13 protein-coding genes are annotated in these 15,209 nt (G+C 74.2%); 4 read left to right on the forward strand and 9 right to left on the reverse strand.

The annotated features are described in order from the left end of the window. From ACFWWQ_RS23945 to ACFWWQ_RS23960, 4 genes are all read right to left on the reverse strand, one after another. Positions 1-405, reverse strand: a 405-nt coding sequence (locus ACFWWQ_RS23945) for a helix-turn-helix domain-containing protein (protein ID WP_384599635.1), incomplete at its 3' end; no start/stop codon positions are given. 262 nt (positions 406-667) lie between these two features. Further along, a complete protein-coding gene (locus tag ACFWWQ_RS23950) occupies positions 668-1,459 on the reverse strand; it encodes a peptidoglycan-binding protein (RefSeq protein ID WP_384599638.1) in 792 nt (263 codons plus the stop codon). Between the two features lie 429 nt (positions 1,460-1,888). After that, the gene (locus tag ACFWWQ_RS23955; RefSeq protein WP_384599641.1) at positions 1,889-2,317 is read right to left on the reverse strand and encodes a DUF3017 domain-containing protein; all 429 of its coding nucleotides are present in this window, start codon (positions 2,315-2,317) and stop codon (positions 1,889-1,891) included. Positions 2,318-2,391: 74 nt separating this feature from the next. Next, entirely contained in the window at positions 2,392-3,246 is an 855-nt protein-coding gene (locus ACFWWQ_RS23960; protein ID WP_384599643.1) for a bifunctional methylenetetrahydrofolate dehydrogenase/methenyltetrahydrofolate cyclohydrolase, read from the reverse strand. Between the two features lie 266 nt (positions 3,247-3,512). Here ACFWWQ_RS23960 and ACFWWQ_RS23965 point away from each other — a divergent pair, with 266 nt between their 5' ends. Beyond that, a complete protein-coding gene (locus ACFWWQ_RS23965; RefSeq protein WP_384599647.1) occupies positions 3,513-4,265 on the forward strand; it encodes an RDD family protein in 753 nt (250 codons plus the stop codon). A 130-nt stretch (positions 4,266-4,395) separates the two neighbouring features. After that, the gene (locus ACFWWQ_RS23970) at positions 4,396-4,962 is read left to right on the forward strand and encodes a hypothetical protein (protein WP_384599650.1); all 567 of its coding nucleotides are present in this window, start codon (positions 4,396-4,398) and stop codon (positions 4,960-4,962) included. A 71-nt stretch (positions 4,963-5,033) separates the two neighbouring features. On the opposite strand, the gene purH is transcribed toward ACFWWQ_RS23970, so the two are convergent. Next, positions 5,034-6,608: a bifunctional phosphoribosylaminoimidazolecarboxamide formyltransferase/IMP cyclohydrolase gene (purH, locus tag ACFWWQ_RS23975; RefSeq protein WP_384599741.1), complete on the reverse strand. Its 1,575-nt coding sequence runs from the start codon at positions 6,606-6,608 to the stop codon at positions 5,034-5,036. Next, positions 6,605-7,261: a phosphoribosylglycinamide formyltransferase gene (purN, locus tag ACFWWQ_RS23980; protein ID WP_384599654.1), complete on the reverse strand. Its 657-nt coding sequence runs from the start codon at positions 7,259-7,261 to the stop codon at positions 6,605-6,607. The genes purH and purN overlap by 4 nt, the downstream gene beginning before the upstream one ends. 314 nt (positions 7,262-7,575) lie before the next feature. Between purN and ACFWWQ_RS23985 the strand changes: the two genes are divergently transcribed. Then, positions 7,576-8,652 (forward strand): hypothetical protein, encoded by a 1,077-nt coding sequence (locus ACFWWQ_RS23985; protein WP_384599656.1) that lies wholly within the window; start codon positions 7,576-7,578, stop codon positions 8,650-8,652. Between the two features lie 81 nt (positions 8,653-8,733). Here ACFWWQ_RS23985 and ACFWWQ_RS23990 read toward each other — a convergent pair whose 3' ends face one another. Next, positions 8,734-10,668 carry a DUF6350 family protein gene (locus ACFWWQ_RS23990; RefSeq protein WP_384599658.1) on the reverse strand — a complete coding sequence of 645 codons (1,935 nt, stop codon included), beginning with the start codon at positions 10,666-10,668 and terminating at the stop codon, positions 8,734-8,736. A 213-nt stretch (positions 10,669-10,881) separates the two neighbouring features. Here ACFWWQ_RS23990 and ACFWWQ_RS23995 point away from each other — a divergent pair, with 213 nt between their 5' ends. Next, entirely contained in the window at positions 10,882-12,432 is a 1,551-nt protein-coding gene (locus tag ACFWWQ_RS23995) for a hypothetical protein (RefSeq protein WP_384599661.1), read from the forward strand. 83 nt (positions 12,433-12,515) lie between these two features. On the opposite strand, the gene sucD is transcribed toward ACFWWQ_RS23995, so the two are convergent. Beyond that, positions 12,516-13,400, reverse strand: coding sequence for a succinate--CoA ligase subunit alpha (gene sucD, locus ACFWWQ_RS24000; protein ID WP_143943555.1), 885 nt, complete (start codon positions 13,398-13,400; stop codon positions 12,516-12,518). Positions 13,401-13,421: 21 nt separating this feature from the next. Beyond that, entirely contained in the window at positions 13,422-14,600 is a 1,179-nt protein-coding gene (gene sucC / locus ACFWWQ_RS24005; protein WP_384599663.1) for an ADP-forming succinate--CoA ligase subunit beta, read from the reverse strand. Between the last annotated feature and the right edge of the window lie 609 nt (positions 14,601-15,209).

Genomic DNA, 15,209 nt, shown 5'->3' on the forward strand with positions numbered 1-15,209 from the left:
CCGGCGGCCGGGCCGTCCCACCACCCCCGCGGCGGCCACCACCAGCAGCGCGCCGCCCGCACCCGCCGCCAGGAGGGTGCGGCGCCGGTGACCGCCCCGCGCGCCGTCACCGGGCGGGCCGTCGCCGCGCTCCGCCCGGTGCCGCCAGGCCGCCGCGGCGTCCTCCCCCATGGCGGCCAGGTGCGCGGCGGGCACCCCGGCCACCCGGGCGAGCGCGGCGACCGCTTCGCGCGGCGGCGGCTGCCGTCCGTCGAGGTGGCGCACCCAGTCGGCGCGGGGCGTGCCGGTCTGCTCCGCGACGTCGGACACGCTCAGCCCGGCGCGGTCCACGACGCCGCGCAACTGCCGGACGAAATCCCTTATCTCCGGCTCCAGTTCCTCCGGAAGCGCCCGCCAGCGCGGCATGCCTCCCCCTCTCCCCCGTACGCGTGCGTCGCGCCGTACGGGTCACCGTCCGTCCCCGGGCCGCCCACCGGCACCGGCCGTTCATCACATCCCCGCCCCATCGAACCAGGCGCCCCCGGCCGCCGCGCACGCCCCCGGCGCTCACGGCCCCGCACGCGGCGCTCCCCCTGCGGGGTCCCTACAGGTGGTCGCCCGGACCCGTACGGATGCAACCCAGCAGGCTGGAGCGCGGGTCCCGCCGCCCCCAGGCGCGGCCCGTCACTCATCGCCGCAACGCCCCCCAGGTGTCCGGCCCGACGACGCCGTCCTGGGTCAGCCCCGACGCCTTCTGGAACGCGCGGACCGCGCGCTGGGTCCGCGGACCGTAGACGCCGTCGGCGGCGCCCGCGCTGTAGCCGCGGTGGCGCAGCAGGCACTGCGCCTCGACGACCTCCCAGCCGGTGCTGCCGACGTCCAGCAGCCGGACGTCGGTACGGCTGTGCCCGGCGTGCAGGAAGCCGCCGCTGCGGATGACCACACAGCCGCGCTCCTGGCCACGTCGGACGGTGAACACGCCCTGCACCGCATCGGCCGCCTCCGGGCCCAGCCAGGGGCGGCCCGCCAGCAGCCCGGCGACGAACGTGGCCAGCACCACGCCGCCCAGCACCCCCACCACCCTGGGCCGTACGCCGCCGTCGCCGCCGTCCTCACCGCCGTCGACCGGCTGCGGCGCCCCGGAGCGGGGCAGTTGGGCGGGCACCACGGGCCGGTCCGGCGCCCCGTACCGGGCGACCGGGGGCAGGTACCGCTCCTCCCACGCCTCGGCGGCCGACCGCCACAGCGCCAACAGCCGTACGGGGTCGGCCGCGCAGACCCGCGCCAGCGCCTCGATGGCGTTGCGCGGCGGCAGTTGCTCGGCGTTGAGGTAGCTCTCCCAGGACGCGCGGCTGTACGGGGTCCGCGCCGCGAGGGCGGTGAGGCTCAGCCCGCTGCGGTCCTTCAGCGTCCGTATCCGTACCGCGAGTTGTCGCACCCGGTGGTCCAGAGGGACGGGCAGTTCCTGCCAACGCGCCATGTTCACCCCATAGGCATGCGGTGTCTCCCGGCAAGGAGGCGCCTCCATCTGCCTACAAATACCAAGATTTCCACGCCGGGTGAGCGGCGGAAACGGGGGCTGTGAGGGCCTTCCCGGCGCGTTCGGGGCCCCACACGCCCGCGCTCCGCGCTCCCTTCCCGGGCCCCGCGCCCGGCCCCGTCCCGCACCCCGGCCCAGCCGTCCCGACAGGTCGACGGGGGCGCCATACCCGAGGCACCGGCCTGCCCCGGAGCCACCGGCCGGTGCGTACGGACTGGTGGACGGACCCCCGGTCCCGGTCCCGATGCCGACCGCCCGGCCCCGCCCCGCCCCGCCCCGCCACAGCGCAACGGGCCGCCTCCCCCAAACACAACGGGCCGCCTCCCCCAAAGGAGAAGGCGGCCCGCCACCAGATACCCGAGGCCCGGCCTACCGGACCGTGAGGTGCACCAGATCCTCAAGGAACGGCAGGTGAAGCCACGGCTTGGGCTGCATCATCATCGCCAGGATCACGATCACGAAGCCCAGCACGCCGTACGTGAGCATGTCCGTGAAGCGCGAGCGGACCGCCAGCATGCCCACCGAGGGCAGCGCCCAGCGCAGTGCGGCACCGCCCAGCAGGGACAGGCCGATCACGAGCGCCCCGATCCGGGACACGTCCAGCGCGACGAGCAGCAGCCCGAGGCCGACGCCGCCCATGACCGAGAGCAGCGGCCACTGGCGGGCCGGTGCCAGGGAGCCACCCGGTGCGGCCCGGCCGCCGCCCTGCGGGCGTGCGGTGTCCCTCGTCAGCTGCGGGAAGCGGCGCGTCAGGCGCCGGGGCCCGGACGCGCCGTCCGGGTGCGCTGCATCGCCCATGGCCGCCTGTCCCTCCGTGTTCATCGTCGTGCCGTCCGTCGTCCTCGGTTCGTGGGTGGTCGTTCGCCCGTCGGTCAGCCGGCCGCGCGCTCGGCCGCCTCGACGACGTTGACCAGCAGCTGGGCGCGGGTCATCGGGCCGACGCCGCCCGGGTTCGGCGCGACCCAGCCGGCGACCTCGGTGACGCCTGGGTGCACATCGCCGACGATCTTGCCGTTCTCGTCCCGGCTGACGCCGACGTCGAGGACGGCCGCGCCCGGCTTGACGTCCTCGGGCTTGACGAGGTGCGGCACACCGGCCGCGGCGACGATGATGTCCGCCTGCTTGAGGTGCGCGGACAGGTCACGGGTGCCCGTGTGGCACTGCGTGACCGTGGCGTTCTCCGACTTGCGGGTCAGCACCAGCGGCATCGGGCGCCCGATGGTGATGCCGCGGCCGACCACGACGACATGCGCGCCGTTGATCTGCACGCCATGGCGGCGCAGCAGCTCCACGATGCCGTACGGGGTGCAGGGCAGCGGGCCGGTCTCGCCGAGGACGAGCTTGCCCAGGCTCATCGGGTGCAGGCCGTCGGCATCCTTGGCCGGGTCCATCAGCGCGAGGACGCGGTGGGTGTCGATGCCCTTGGGAAGCGGCAGTTGGACGATGTAGCCGGTGCACTCGGGGTTGTCGTTCAGCTCCCGGACGACCGCCTCGATGTCCTCCTGGGTGGCGCTCGCGGGCAGCTCGCGCTGGAGGGAGGCGATGCCGACCTGTGCGCAGTCGCGGTGCTTGCCGTTGACGTACCAGCGGCTGCCGGGGTCGTCGCCGACCAGGACGGTGCCGAGGCCGGGCTGCACGCCCTTGGCCTTCAGCGCTTCCACCCGCTCGGTCAGTTCGGACTTGATCGCTGCGGCGGTGGCCTTGCCATCGAGAATCTGGGCGCTCATACCCCCATCCTCCCGGATGGAGGCGGTCGCGTTCCAATCAGGGCCCGCCGGACCCCGTCAGGGCTGGTCGGCGCCCGAAAAGTAGAATTTGATCATTGCACTTGCACAACACCTTCCCGTCGCGACTGGACAACGTTCATCGGCAGCTAGAAGGATTGTCGGCCAGTGCCGCAGGCATCATCGGGGGCAAGCCAAGTGAAACAACCTGTATTCCTCCGAAGTCGCGCCGCGTCGTCCCCCACTGACCCAACGGAGGAAAACACCACATGAGCTTCGGCGACCCGAACAACCCGTACGGCCAGCAGCCGCAGCAGCCGCCGCAGGCCCCGTACGGCCAGCAGCCGCCGGTCCCGCCGCAGGGCGGCCAGCCCGGTTACGGCTACCCGCAGCAGCAGCCCGCCGCTCCCCAGCAGCAGCCCTACGGCTACCCGCAGCAGCAGGCGCCGCAGCAGGGCTACGGCGGCTACCCGCAGCAGGGCGGCTACCCCGGCCAGCCCGGCATGCCCGGTATGCCGACGGGCTACGCGAGCTGGGGCGCCCGCGTCGGCGCGTACCTGATCGACGGCCTGATCATCTTCGCCGTGCCGGCCGTCCTCTACATCATCGCGATCATCGTCGCCGCCTCGTCGGCCAGCTCGGTGCAGACGGACATCAACAACTGTGCGCCGGGCGACACCCAGTGCGCCAACGATGCCCTCCACTCCGCGTCCACCGGCATGCCGGCCTTCACGATCCTGCTGATCGCCCTGGCGGGCCTGGTCACGCTCGGCGCGGGCATCTTCCTGATCTCCAAGGAAGGCAGCACCGGCCAGACGCCCGGTAAGAAGGCGCTGCACATCAAGCTGGTCAGCGAGTCGACCGGTCAGCCGCTCGGCTTCGGTATGGCCTTCCTCCGCAAGATCTGCCACGCCGTGGACGGTCCGCTGTGCGGTCTGGGCTACTGGTGGCCGCTGTGGGACGAGAAGTCCCAGACCTTCGCCGACAAGATCGTCAGCTCGGTCGTCGTCAAGACCCAGTGAGCCGGAGCGGGGCCGCTCCCCGCGTCGTCCCGAAGGCCCTCGCCGCCCTGCGGCCGGGGCCTTCGCGGCGCCATGAGGGCCGGCCACCGCGCCCCGGACCACCGGCCACCCCGCCTGAAGGACACCGCTCGTGAGTTATCCGAACCAGAACCCCTACAGCCAGCCGCCCGCCCCCCAGCCGGGGTACCACTACCCTCAGCAGCCGCCCGCGCCCTACGGCCCGTACCCGGGCGGCGGGATGCCGCCGGGCGGGATGCCGCCGGGCGGGATGCAGCAGCCGCCGCTCACCGGTATGCCCGGTGGGGTGAAGGCCGCGCGGGTGCTGCTGTTCGTGCTCGCCGTGCTGAACCTCGTCGGTCTGTGCCTGGCGGTGACCGGCCTCGGCGCGGTCAGCAAGGCGGCGCGCAGCGCCCGCCAGAGCGACGACCTCACCGCGGCCAACCTCGGCAAGGGCCTGCTGATCGCCCTGATCGTGGTCATCACGATCTTCACGGTGCTGGCCGTCGCACTGGCGCTGCAGTTCGCCGGCGGCGGCAACGGCGTCCGGATCGGCGCCACCGTCTTCGGCGCGGCGACCCTGGTGGTCAGCTTCTGCGTCTTCCCGCTGGGCCTGATCCACACCGTGATGGGCATCATGGTCGTCGCCTTCACCTCGAAGGGCGACGCCAAGGCGTGGTTCAACCGACCGCGTTACTGACACCGTCGGACGCCGGTACGCTCGCGGGCCGCGCATCCCACGGGGGATGCGCGGCCCGTGCGGGTTCCGGCTCAGTGGAAGAAGTGCCGCGTCCCCGTGAAGTACATCGTCACGCCGGCCTTCCTGGCGGCCTCGACGACCTGCTCGTCGCGGATCGAACCGCCGGGCTGCGCCACGGCCTTGACGCCCGCCTCGGCCAGCACCTCGAAGCCGTCGGGGAAGGGGAAGAACGCGTCGGAGGAGGCGTACGCGCCGCGCGCCCGCTCCTCGCCCGCGCGCTGGACGGCGAGCTTGGCGGAGTCGACGCGGTTGACCTGGCCCATGCCGACGCCGACGGTGGCGCCGTCCTTGGCGAGCAGGATCGCGTTGGACTTCACCGCCCGCCCGGCGCGCCAGGCGAAGGCCAGCTCGGCCAGCTCACCGTCGGTCAGCGGCTCGCCCGCGGCCAGCGTCCAGGCGGCCGGGTCGTCGCCGTCGGCCTGGAGGCGGTCGGTGACCTGGAGGAGCGCGCCGCCGTCGATCGGCTTGACCTCGACGGGTGCCGTCGGGGCGCCGGGCACCTGCAGCACCCGGATGTTCTTCTTCCTGGTCAGCGCCTCCAGCGCGCCGTCCTCGTAGCCGGGCGCCACGATGACCTCGGTGAAGATCTCCGCGACCTGCTCGGCCATCGCCTTGCTGACCGGGCGGTTGACGGCGATGACGCCGCCGAACGCGGAGAGCGGGTCGCACTCGTGGGCCTTGCGGTGCGCCTCGGCGACGTCCGCGCCGATCGCGATGCCGCAGGGGTTGGCGTGCTTGATGATCGCCACGCACGGCTCGTCGTGGTCGTACGCGGCACGGCGCGCGGCGTCCGTGTCGGTGAAGTTGTTGTACGACATCTCCTTGCCGTGCAACTGCTCGGCGTCGGCGAGGCCGCCCGGCGCGGCCGGGTCGAGGTAGAGCGCGGCGCCCTGGTGCGGGTTCTCGCCGTAGCGCAGGACGTTCTTGCGCTCCAGGGCGGAGCCGAGGAAGTCGGGGAAGCCGGAGTCGTCGGCGGCGGCGTAGTCGGCGGCGAACCAGGAGGCGACGGCCACGTCGTAGGCGGCGGTGTGCTGGAACGCCTCGGCGGCGAGCCGCTTGCGGGCGGTGAGCCCGAAGCCGCCCTCCGCGACGGCCGCCAGGACCTCTCCGTAGCGGGCGGGGTTGACGACGACGGCGACCGACGGGTGGTTCTTGGCGGCGGCGCGGACCATGGAGGGGCCGCCGATGTCGATCTGCTCGACGCACTCATCCGGGGTGGCGCCGGAGGCGACGGTCTCCCGGAACGGGTAGAGGTTGACGATCACCAGGTCGAACGGCTCGACGCCGAGGTCGGCGAGCTGCTTCTGGTGCTCGGTCAGCCGCAGGTCGGCGAGGATGCCCGCGTGCACCTTGGGGTGCAGCGTCTTGACCCGGCCGTCCAGGCACTCGGGGAAGCCGGTCAGCTCCTCGACCTTGGTGACCGGCACACCGGCGGCGGCGATCTTCCCGGCGGTCGAGCCGGTCGACACCAGCTGGACACCGGCCGCGTGCAGCCCCTGCGCCAGCTCCTCCAGGCCGGACTTGTCGTAGACGCTGACCAGAGCGCGGCGGATCGGCCGCTTGCTGTCTTCGGCGGTGGCGGTCAAGAGATACATACCTTTCGTCCCTCAATGCGGTAGCCGTGACGGGCCAGACGCCCCACGACCTCGACGAGCAGAGTGCGCTCGACTTCCTTGATGCGCTCATGCAGCGCGGCTTCGTCGTCCTCGTTGCGGACCTCGACCACGCCCTGCGCGATGATCGGCCCGGTGTCGACGCCTTCGTCGACGAAGTGGACGGTGCACCCGGTGACCTTCGCGCCGTACGCGAGCGCGTCGCGTACGCCGTGGGCCCCGGGAAAACTGGGCAGCAGGGCGGGGTGGGTGTTGACCACCCGGCCGCCGTAGCGGGCCAGGAACTCCGGCCCGAGGATCTTCATGAACCCGGCGGAGACGATGAGGTCCGGCGCGTGGGCAGCGGTGGCGGCGGTGAGCGCGGCGTCCCACTCGGCGCGGGAGGCGTGGTCTCGGACCTTGCAGACGAAGGTGGGCAGCCCGGCGCGCTCGGCGCGCTCCAGACCCGCGATGGCCTCACGGTCGGCGCCGACGGCGACGATCTCCGCGCCGTACGCGGCGGGCCCCGCCTCGGCGATGGCGTCCAGCAGCGCCTGGAGGTTGGTGCCGGAGCCGGAGACGAGGACGACGAGCCGGACCGGGGACGCCTCGGCGTCCGGGCGGCGCGGGGGGAGAAGGGGGTCCACGATGGGGGTCTTTCTCGCGTGGTGCTGCTGCGGTGCGGTGGGCGTGCGGTGCTGCGGGCCGGCACCCGCACGCCGCCCGACGGTCCCGTCCGGCGCCTTTGTGCGGTCGTACGAAGCCATGGGTCGCGTAAATACGGGGAACCCTACGAAGGGGCCGACCGTCAGCAACGATACCGGCACACCGAGCGGCCCCCACGGGACGGGGGCGGGCACGGGAGGTAGCGTCGGGCGCAGGAACGCATGCAGTTCGTGGTGCTCGTCCCCCCGGCCGACCGGCCGGAAGGGCGGCCGAGACAAGGGAAGACTCACTCCAGATGCCGGACCGACGCCGCCGCGCGGCCCCCCTCCTCCCGCTGCCCGCGACGTCCCCCGGGACAGCCCGGCTGCCGGGAGAGGGCGTCCTTTCCTCCGCCCTTGCTTCTTCCGTTCCCTCCTCCCTGCGGCTTCCCGTCACCAACGGCCTGGCTGTACGGCCGGGGGGCGGCGGCCTCGCGTTGCGTTCGGGGGAGCCTGGGGACTCCGGGGCCGGTACGGGCCCGGGGGCCGGGTCCGGTACGGGCTCCGGGTCCGGTGCGGGCTCCGGCTCGGGCTCCGGTACGGACTCGGGTTCCGGCTCCGGCTCCGGCTCCGGTACGGACACCGGCACCAGCACCGGCCCCGGCTCCGACTCCGACTCCGACTCGCAGGAGCGCAACCCCTTCGCGCCGCCGCCCGAGGGCGCCCCCGACCAGGAGTGGCAGCCGCGCCGACGGGCGGGGCAGGACGGCTCCCAGGGTTCGCCCCCCGAGGGCGGCCAGGGCGAGGACGGGCCCCCGGCGTGGGGCAGTCAGTGGAGCAGTCGGCAGCCGGGGCGGCAGAGCGGCGGTTTCGGCAACCGCCCCGGGCGCCCCACCGGGCAGAGCGGTCCCGAGGGACGCCCCGGCGGACTGCGCTGGGACCCGACCGACCCGGCGCAGCGGCGCGCCCGTTACGCCCTGCTCGCCGGCCTGTGGGCGTTCTTCTTCGCCCTGTTCAGCCTCCCGGAGGTCGCGCTGCTGCTCGGCGCGCTGGCCCTCTACTGGGGGATCAGCTCGCTGCGCGCCAAGCCGCGCGCCGGGCGGCCGTCCGCCGCGGCGACGACGGCGGCCATGGAGGGCCGCCCGACACCGTCCGCCGCCGGCACCGGCCAGGCCGCGCCGGGCTCCACCCGGCCGCAGACCACGGCGGCGGTCAGCGGCCTGGTCACCGCGTCCCTGGCGCTGCTGATGGTGGCGGCGACCTTCTTCGTGAAGCTCGCCTATCACGACTACTTCACCTGCGTCGACGACGCCCTGACCCGCGCCTCCGCCAAGTCTTGCGAAAAGCTCCTCCCGAAGGAGTTCCGGCCGCTGCTGGGTTCCCAGGAGGAGTAGCCGTGGGGCGGTGAGCCGATTGCCCTGGTTGCTCAGGGCTACTCCGAGCCCCCTGACGCGAACGCCGGACCACCGGCCGCGTCAGGGGGCTCGCCGCTCCTCCGGGGCCGGGTCGGCCGCGTCGGCGCCCTCGGCCGCGTCGGCCCTCGCGGCGCCCTCCGGCGGGTCGGCCTCCGCTTCGTGCTCCGGTTCGTGCTCCGGCGGGTCGTCCTCCGCTTCGTGCTCCGGTTCGTGCTCCGGCGGGTCGTCCTCCGCTTCGTGCTCCGGCGGCTCCGAGCAGGCCCGCAGCTCCGCCCAGCGGGCCGCCCGGTTGTCGGCCTCGTGCCAGGGGTCGAAGCGGTGGACGAGGATGCCGAGTCCGTATGGGTCGGGCGGCGCCGGGTCAGCGTTCTGCCGCTCGGCACCCGCCTGCTCGGCCTTCGCGGCCTTCCGCTCCGCCTTCGCGGCCTTCCGCTCCGGCTTCGCGGCCTTCCCCGCCTTCCCCGCCTTCTGCGCCTTCTGCGCCTTCTGCGCCTTTCGCGCCTTTCGCGCCGCGCGCCGGGCCTGCCGCCCGGGCCGCCGGGCGTGGTCCGGGCCGCCCTCCTCGCCGCCCGTGCGGCGGGACCGGCGCCTCTGTGCGGACGTGGCCGCCTCGTCCCCGGCGTAGGCCGTCTCCTCCGCGTACGGCCCAGCAGGCGCCGGTACCGCAGGCACCGCTCCCTCCCCGTGCCGCTCCCGCTTCCGCTGGGCATGGAGGCGGCATGCACGCAGCAAGAGCGCACACGGGAGGCCGATCAGGGTGGTCCAGCCGGTGGCGGCGAGGCCGGTCTGCCACCAGGTCGGGCCGAACAGGGCGAGGCTCGCGGTACCCAGGGCGCCGCCCGACAGCGCGGAGAGCGCCGCCGTCGCGGCGCCGCAGGCCCCGGCCGCGAGGGCCGCCACGCCCAGGGTGGTCCGGCGCCGCCAGGGTTCCCCGGCGTCCGCCCAGGCCGCGGCATGGGCCACGTACCGGCCGAGCAGCACCCCCGCGAGGACCGGACCGGCGGCGACGGACCAGGTCAGCGGCGTGCCGGGGCCCGGTTCCGGGAGGGCGGCGAGGAGCGGGAAGTGCGGGAGGGCCGGTGGGGCCGAGGTGCCCAGCGGGCCCGCGAGGCCGCCCGCGCCCGCGGTGAAACCGGGCCCGAGGGCGTAGGCGGCGCCCCAGACGGCCGCGTTGGGGAGGAGGGCGAGGCAGAGCAGCAGCACGGTGCCGCGGCCGAACCAGTCCGGTGCGAGGGCCAGGAGGTCGCGCCGGGCGTACTCGGCGTGCAGGACCAGGCCGACGAGGGTGAGCACCGCGCCGGAGCCGAGCAGGGCGAGGGTGGCGGCGGTGGCCGCCCGGCGCACCGCCACGCCCCGTGCGCCCCCCAGTGCGGTACGCACGCCCGGGGGCAGTACCTCGTCCCACCGGGCTGCGGGCCCCGGGCACCCGTGCCCGTACCAGGCGCTGAGGGCCAGGGTTCCGGCGGCGACGGCGGGGATCCAGAGCGCGGCGCTGACCGGGTCGACGCGCAGCGGGCCCGTCGAGGCGTAGACCACGGCACCGGCCGCGACCAGCAGATATCCGGCGAACAGGGCCGCCAGCCGGGCGCCCGGCGACGCCTCCAGGTGCGCGGGCAAGGCGTCCTCGGGGCCGTCGTCGTCCGGGTCGGCGAGGAGGTGGCGGGCGGCCCGGTGGAGCAGCCAGACGGGCAGCGCGCCGAACAGCAGCGGGGTGAGCGCCACCGGGGCCGGTACTCCGGTGAGCGTCACGGTGCGGACCAGGTCGGCGCCGTGCGCCAGCAGCCACAGGTCGGCGGCGAGGTGCAGGGCCTCCGCCGGGTCGCTGCCGGGGTAGGGCGAGGCGACCCACACCAGGAGCACCGCGACGGTGACCGCGCCGAGGCCGAGCCCGGCGGCCGTCGCCCCGCCGAAGAGGGCCGCGCCGATCGCGGAGGAGGGCGCGGCGGGGCGGCCGCGCGGGAACGGTCCGGGGCCACGGTCGGTCAGCTGGCTCACGGCGCCATGCTGCCAACAACACCCGATTCATCCGCGTAGTGACCAAATGACCGACGTGTCGCACATGATCTGCTTATTCGGTTTTTCACACTGTCTTGTGTTCCGGATATTTCGCGATCCCTTGACCGACCCAGAGGCCACTTCGATCGGCGGCCCCCAGCGCATCACGTACCGCGTACCGCCGGAGCGCCGGGGACGCGTGGAGAGGACGGCATGAGTCACCGCAAACGACAGAACCCGCGCCGACGGCACCCCGAGCGCCCCGCACGACGCTCCCCGGCCCGGCGGAACACCGCCCCATCGGCGCCCGCGACCCCCACGACGGGCACCGAGCCGGAGGAACGGCATCCACAACCCGGACCGGACCGCACCGCACCGGCGGCACGCCACGACACCGGGGCGGACGGCCCCCGCCCCGACCCCTCTCTCGACGACACCGCCGAGCTGCCGATCCTCACCGGGGATCCCGCGGACACGATGGAGTTCCCGGTCATCACCATCGCCCCGCCCCGGCCGGGCGTACGGACCGGTCCGGGGCCGGGCCCGGCGCAGGACCCCGGCGCCGCCGCCGTCGCCGCGTTCGACGCCCTGTACATGCGCCATGCGGAGGCGCTGATCCGGCAGGCGTATCTGCTCACCGGGCGGCCCCGGCGCGCCCAGGAGGCGGTCGAGCGGGCGTTCCGGCTGGCGTGGCAGCGGTGGCCCGAGGTGGCCGTGGCCCCGGACCCGGTGAGCTGGGTGCGGGCCGCCTCCCACGAGTACGCGCTGTCGCCGTGGCACGGGCTGCGGGCCGGCAGCCGGGCGGCGGACCGGCCGACGCCCACCGCGCCCGCGCCGCCGCCCACCGGACCCGACGACCGGGCGCTGCTGGGCGCGCTGCTGGAGCTGCCCGCCCCGTACCGGCGGGCCCTGGTGCTGCACGACGGCGTCGGCCTCGGGCTCGGCGCGACCGCCGCCGAGGTGGAGGCGAGCACCCGGGCGGCGGCCGGACGGCTGGCCCACGCCCGGGCGACGGTGGCGGAAAGGGTGCCCGAGCTGGAGCTGTCCGGCTGCTCCCCGGAGCGGCAGGGCGCGATCCTGCACGACCGGCTCGTGGCGCTCGCCGCCACCCAGCCGGTGGCGCCGCCCGCCGCCGAGGTGGTGCGCGACGGCAGCGATCTGAGCGTGCGCCGCCTGACTCACGGCGTGCTCGGGCTGTCCGGACTGCTCGCCGCGACCACCGTCTTCGCCCTGGTCACCGCCGTATGGCACGAACCGCCCGCGCCCCCGGCCCACCCCCGGGCGACCGCCCCCGCCCGGCCCGCCACGGCCCCGGGCACCCACCGGCCACCCCGGGACGCGGCCGGAGCCCCCCAGGGGAGCCCGGCGCCCGGCACCGGCCCGGACGGCGACCCGGACGGCTACGGCGACGCCCCGTCCGCCGAGAACGGCGACGGGTCCGACGCGGCGGACGACCGCGGGGACGCCGAGGACTCCGGGGACCCCGGGGACGGCAAGCCCGTCCGCCCCTCCCCCGGCGGCAGCCACCCCGGCCCCCAGCCGGCCCCGGGCGCCGCCCCGTCCGCCGCCCCGCAGAAGGGCGCCGCCCCCCGGGCGGTCCCGCCGCCCGGACCGGCCGCTCCCGGATCGGCACCGCCCTGGCCCGCCGCCCCCGGACCGGCCACCCCAGGGCCAGCCGCGCCCCGGGCCGTCACCCCGCCGGCGCCCCACCCCGCTCCACCGGCCTCCCCACCCACCCCAGCCGCCACCTCACCCACCCACTGACGGAACCCGCCCACTGACGAAAAACGGCACCGGGCCCGCACCCCCAGAGGGGTACGGGCCCGGTGCCACCGGAAGGACTTCCGTCAGCCGACGAGGATCTCGCGGGCCAGGCGGGCGGTCTCCGACGGGGTCTTGCCGACCTTGACGCCGGCGGCCTCCAGGGCCTCCTTCTTCGCCTGGGCGGTGCCGGAGGAGCCGGAGACGATGGCGCCGGCGTGGCCCATGGTCTTGCCCTCGGGCGCGGTGAAGCCCGCGACGTAGCCGACGACCGGCTTGGTGACGTTGGCCTTGATGAAGTCGGCCGCACGCTCCTCGGCGTCGCCGCCGATCTCACCGATCATGACGATCAGCTCGGTCTCCGGGTCGGCCTCGAACGCCTCCAGGGCGTCGATGTGGGTGGTGCCGATGACCGGGTCGCCACCGATGCCGACGGCCGAGGTGAAGCCGATGTCCCGCAGCTCGTACATCATCTGGTAGGTCAGCGTGCCGGACTTCGACACCAGACCGATCTTGCCGGGCTTGGTGATGTCGCCCGGGATGATGCCGGCGTTGGACTGGCCGGGGGTGATCAGACCGGGGCAGTTCGGACCGATGATCCGGGTCTTGTTGCCCTTGGTCTTGGCGTGCGCCCAGAAGGCGGCGGAGTCGTGGACCGCGATGCCCTCGGTGATCACGACGGCGAGACCGATCTCGGCGTCGATCGCCTCGACGACGGCGGCCTTCGCGAACTTCGGCGGCACGAAGATGACGGAGACGTCGGCGCCGGTCTGCTCCATCGCCTCGGCGACGGAACCGAAGACGGGCACCTCGGTGCCGTCGAAGTCGACCTTCTCGCCGGCCTTGCGGGGGTTCACGCCGCCGACGATCGTGGTGCCGTCACCGAGCATGAGCTTGGTGTGCTTCATGCCGGTGGCACCGGTCATGCCCTGGACGATGACCTTGCTGTCCTTGGTGAGGAAGATAGCCATGGTGGTGTCTGACCTCGTCCCTTACTTCGCAGCCGCGAGCTCGGCGGCCTTGTCGGCCGCGCCGTCCATGGTGTCCACGCGCTGCACCAGCGGGTGGTTGGCGTCGCTGAGGATCTTGCGACCCAGCTCCGCGTTGTTGCCGTCGAGGCGCACGACCAGCGGCTTGCTGACGTTCTCGCCCTTGGACTTCAGCAGCTCCAGGGCCTGGACGATGCCGTTGGCGACCTCGTCACAGGCGGTGATGCCACCGAAGACGTTGACGAAGACGGACTTGACGTCCGGGTCGCCGAGGATGATCTCCAGGCCGTTCGCCATGACCTCGGCGGAGGCGCCGCCGCCGATGTCGAGGAAGTTGGCCGGCTTGACGCCACCGTGGTTCTCACCGGCGTAGGCGACGACGTCCAGGGTCGACATGACCAGACCGGCACCGTTACCGATGATGCCGACCTCGCCGTCGAGCTTGACGTAGTTCAGGCCCTTGGCCTTGGCGGCGGCCTCCAGCGGGTTCGCCGCGGCCTTGTCCTCCAGGGCCTCGTGCTCCGGCTGGCGGAACTCGGCGTTGGCGTCCAGGGACACCTTGCCGTCGAGGGCGATGACCTCACCGGAGGCGACCTTGGCCAGCGGGTTGACCTCGACGAGGAGCGCGTCCTCGGCGACGAAGGTCTTCCAGAGGGTGACCAGGACGTCGGCGACCTTGTCGGCGACCTCGGCCGGGAACTGGCCCGCGGCGACGATCTCCCGGGCCTTCTCCTTGGTGACGCCGTCGTTGGCGTCGACCGGGATCTTGGCGAGCTTCTCGGGCGTGGTCGCCGCGACCTCTTCGATGTCCATGCCACCGGCGACGGAGGCCATGGCCAGGAAGGTGCGGTTGGTGCGGTCGAGGAGGTACGAGACGTAGTACTCCTCAAGGATCTCCGGAGCGGTCTCCGCGATCATCACCTTGTGGACCGTGTGGCCCTTGATGTCCATGCCGAGGATGTTGGTCGCGTGCTCGACCGCCTCGTCGGGGGTGGCGGCCAGCTTGACGCCACCGGCCTTGCCGCGGCCGCCGACCTTCACCTGCGCCTTGACGACCGACTTGCCGCCCAGACGCTCGGTCGCCTCGCGGGCTGCCTCAGGCGTGTCGATGACTTCACCGGCCAGCACCGGTACACCGTGCTTGGCGAAGAGGTCCCTCGCCTGGTACTCGAACAGGTCCACGCGCGTCCGTCCCTTGTCTTCTCAGAATCGCCGTAGTGATCGCGGGTCGTTCTCTGCGATGGGCGTGCCGCGAAGGGCAACGTGACGGCGCTGTCACAGGGGAGGCGTACACGGTGACCGAATACGCGGCATGTCCGTCTCGCAGGTTATCGCCGTGGACGGTGCGGCCCTAAATCACAGCTCGTGCTGGCGCGGTGATTACGGTCACAGAAGCCCAGGCAGCGCCCGTAGAGACGCCCCGGACCGGCGGTTTCCCGGCCCTCGGCCGCGTCACTGTGGAACGCCTCACGTCGCCGCCCGAATGGCCGCCCCCACGAAATCCGCACCCGATTCCGGCCACCCGGTACGGCGGCGCGCCGGATCCCGTACGGACCGGTCCGTACGGCGCCCGGCGCGGTCGCGCCCCGGGCGGCGCGGCCTGGTGCGGACGGCACGCAACGGTCCGGTGCACTACCCGCTGTCCACCTGGGTACAAGGGAAGTGCCCGGCCCGGGGCCGGGCGCCCCCCCCCGCCCGCCCCCCCCACCGCCCCCCCCCCGGGGGCCCGCCCCCGGCCCCGGAAACACCGTGCCCGGCCCCCCCGCCGCCCCCCACCCAACATGTGGGGGT

The organism is Streptomyces sp. NPDC059080, assembly GCF_042739975.1.
Taxonomy (GTDB): Bacteria; Actinomycetota; Actinomycetes; order Streptomycetales; family Streptomycetaceae; genus Streptomyces; species Streptomyces benahoarensis.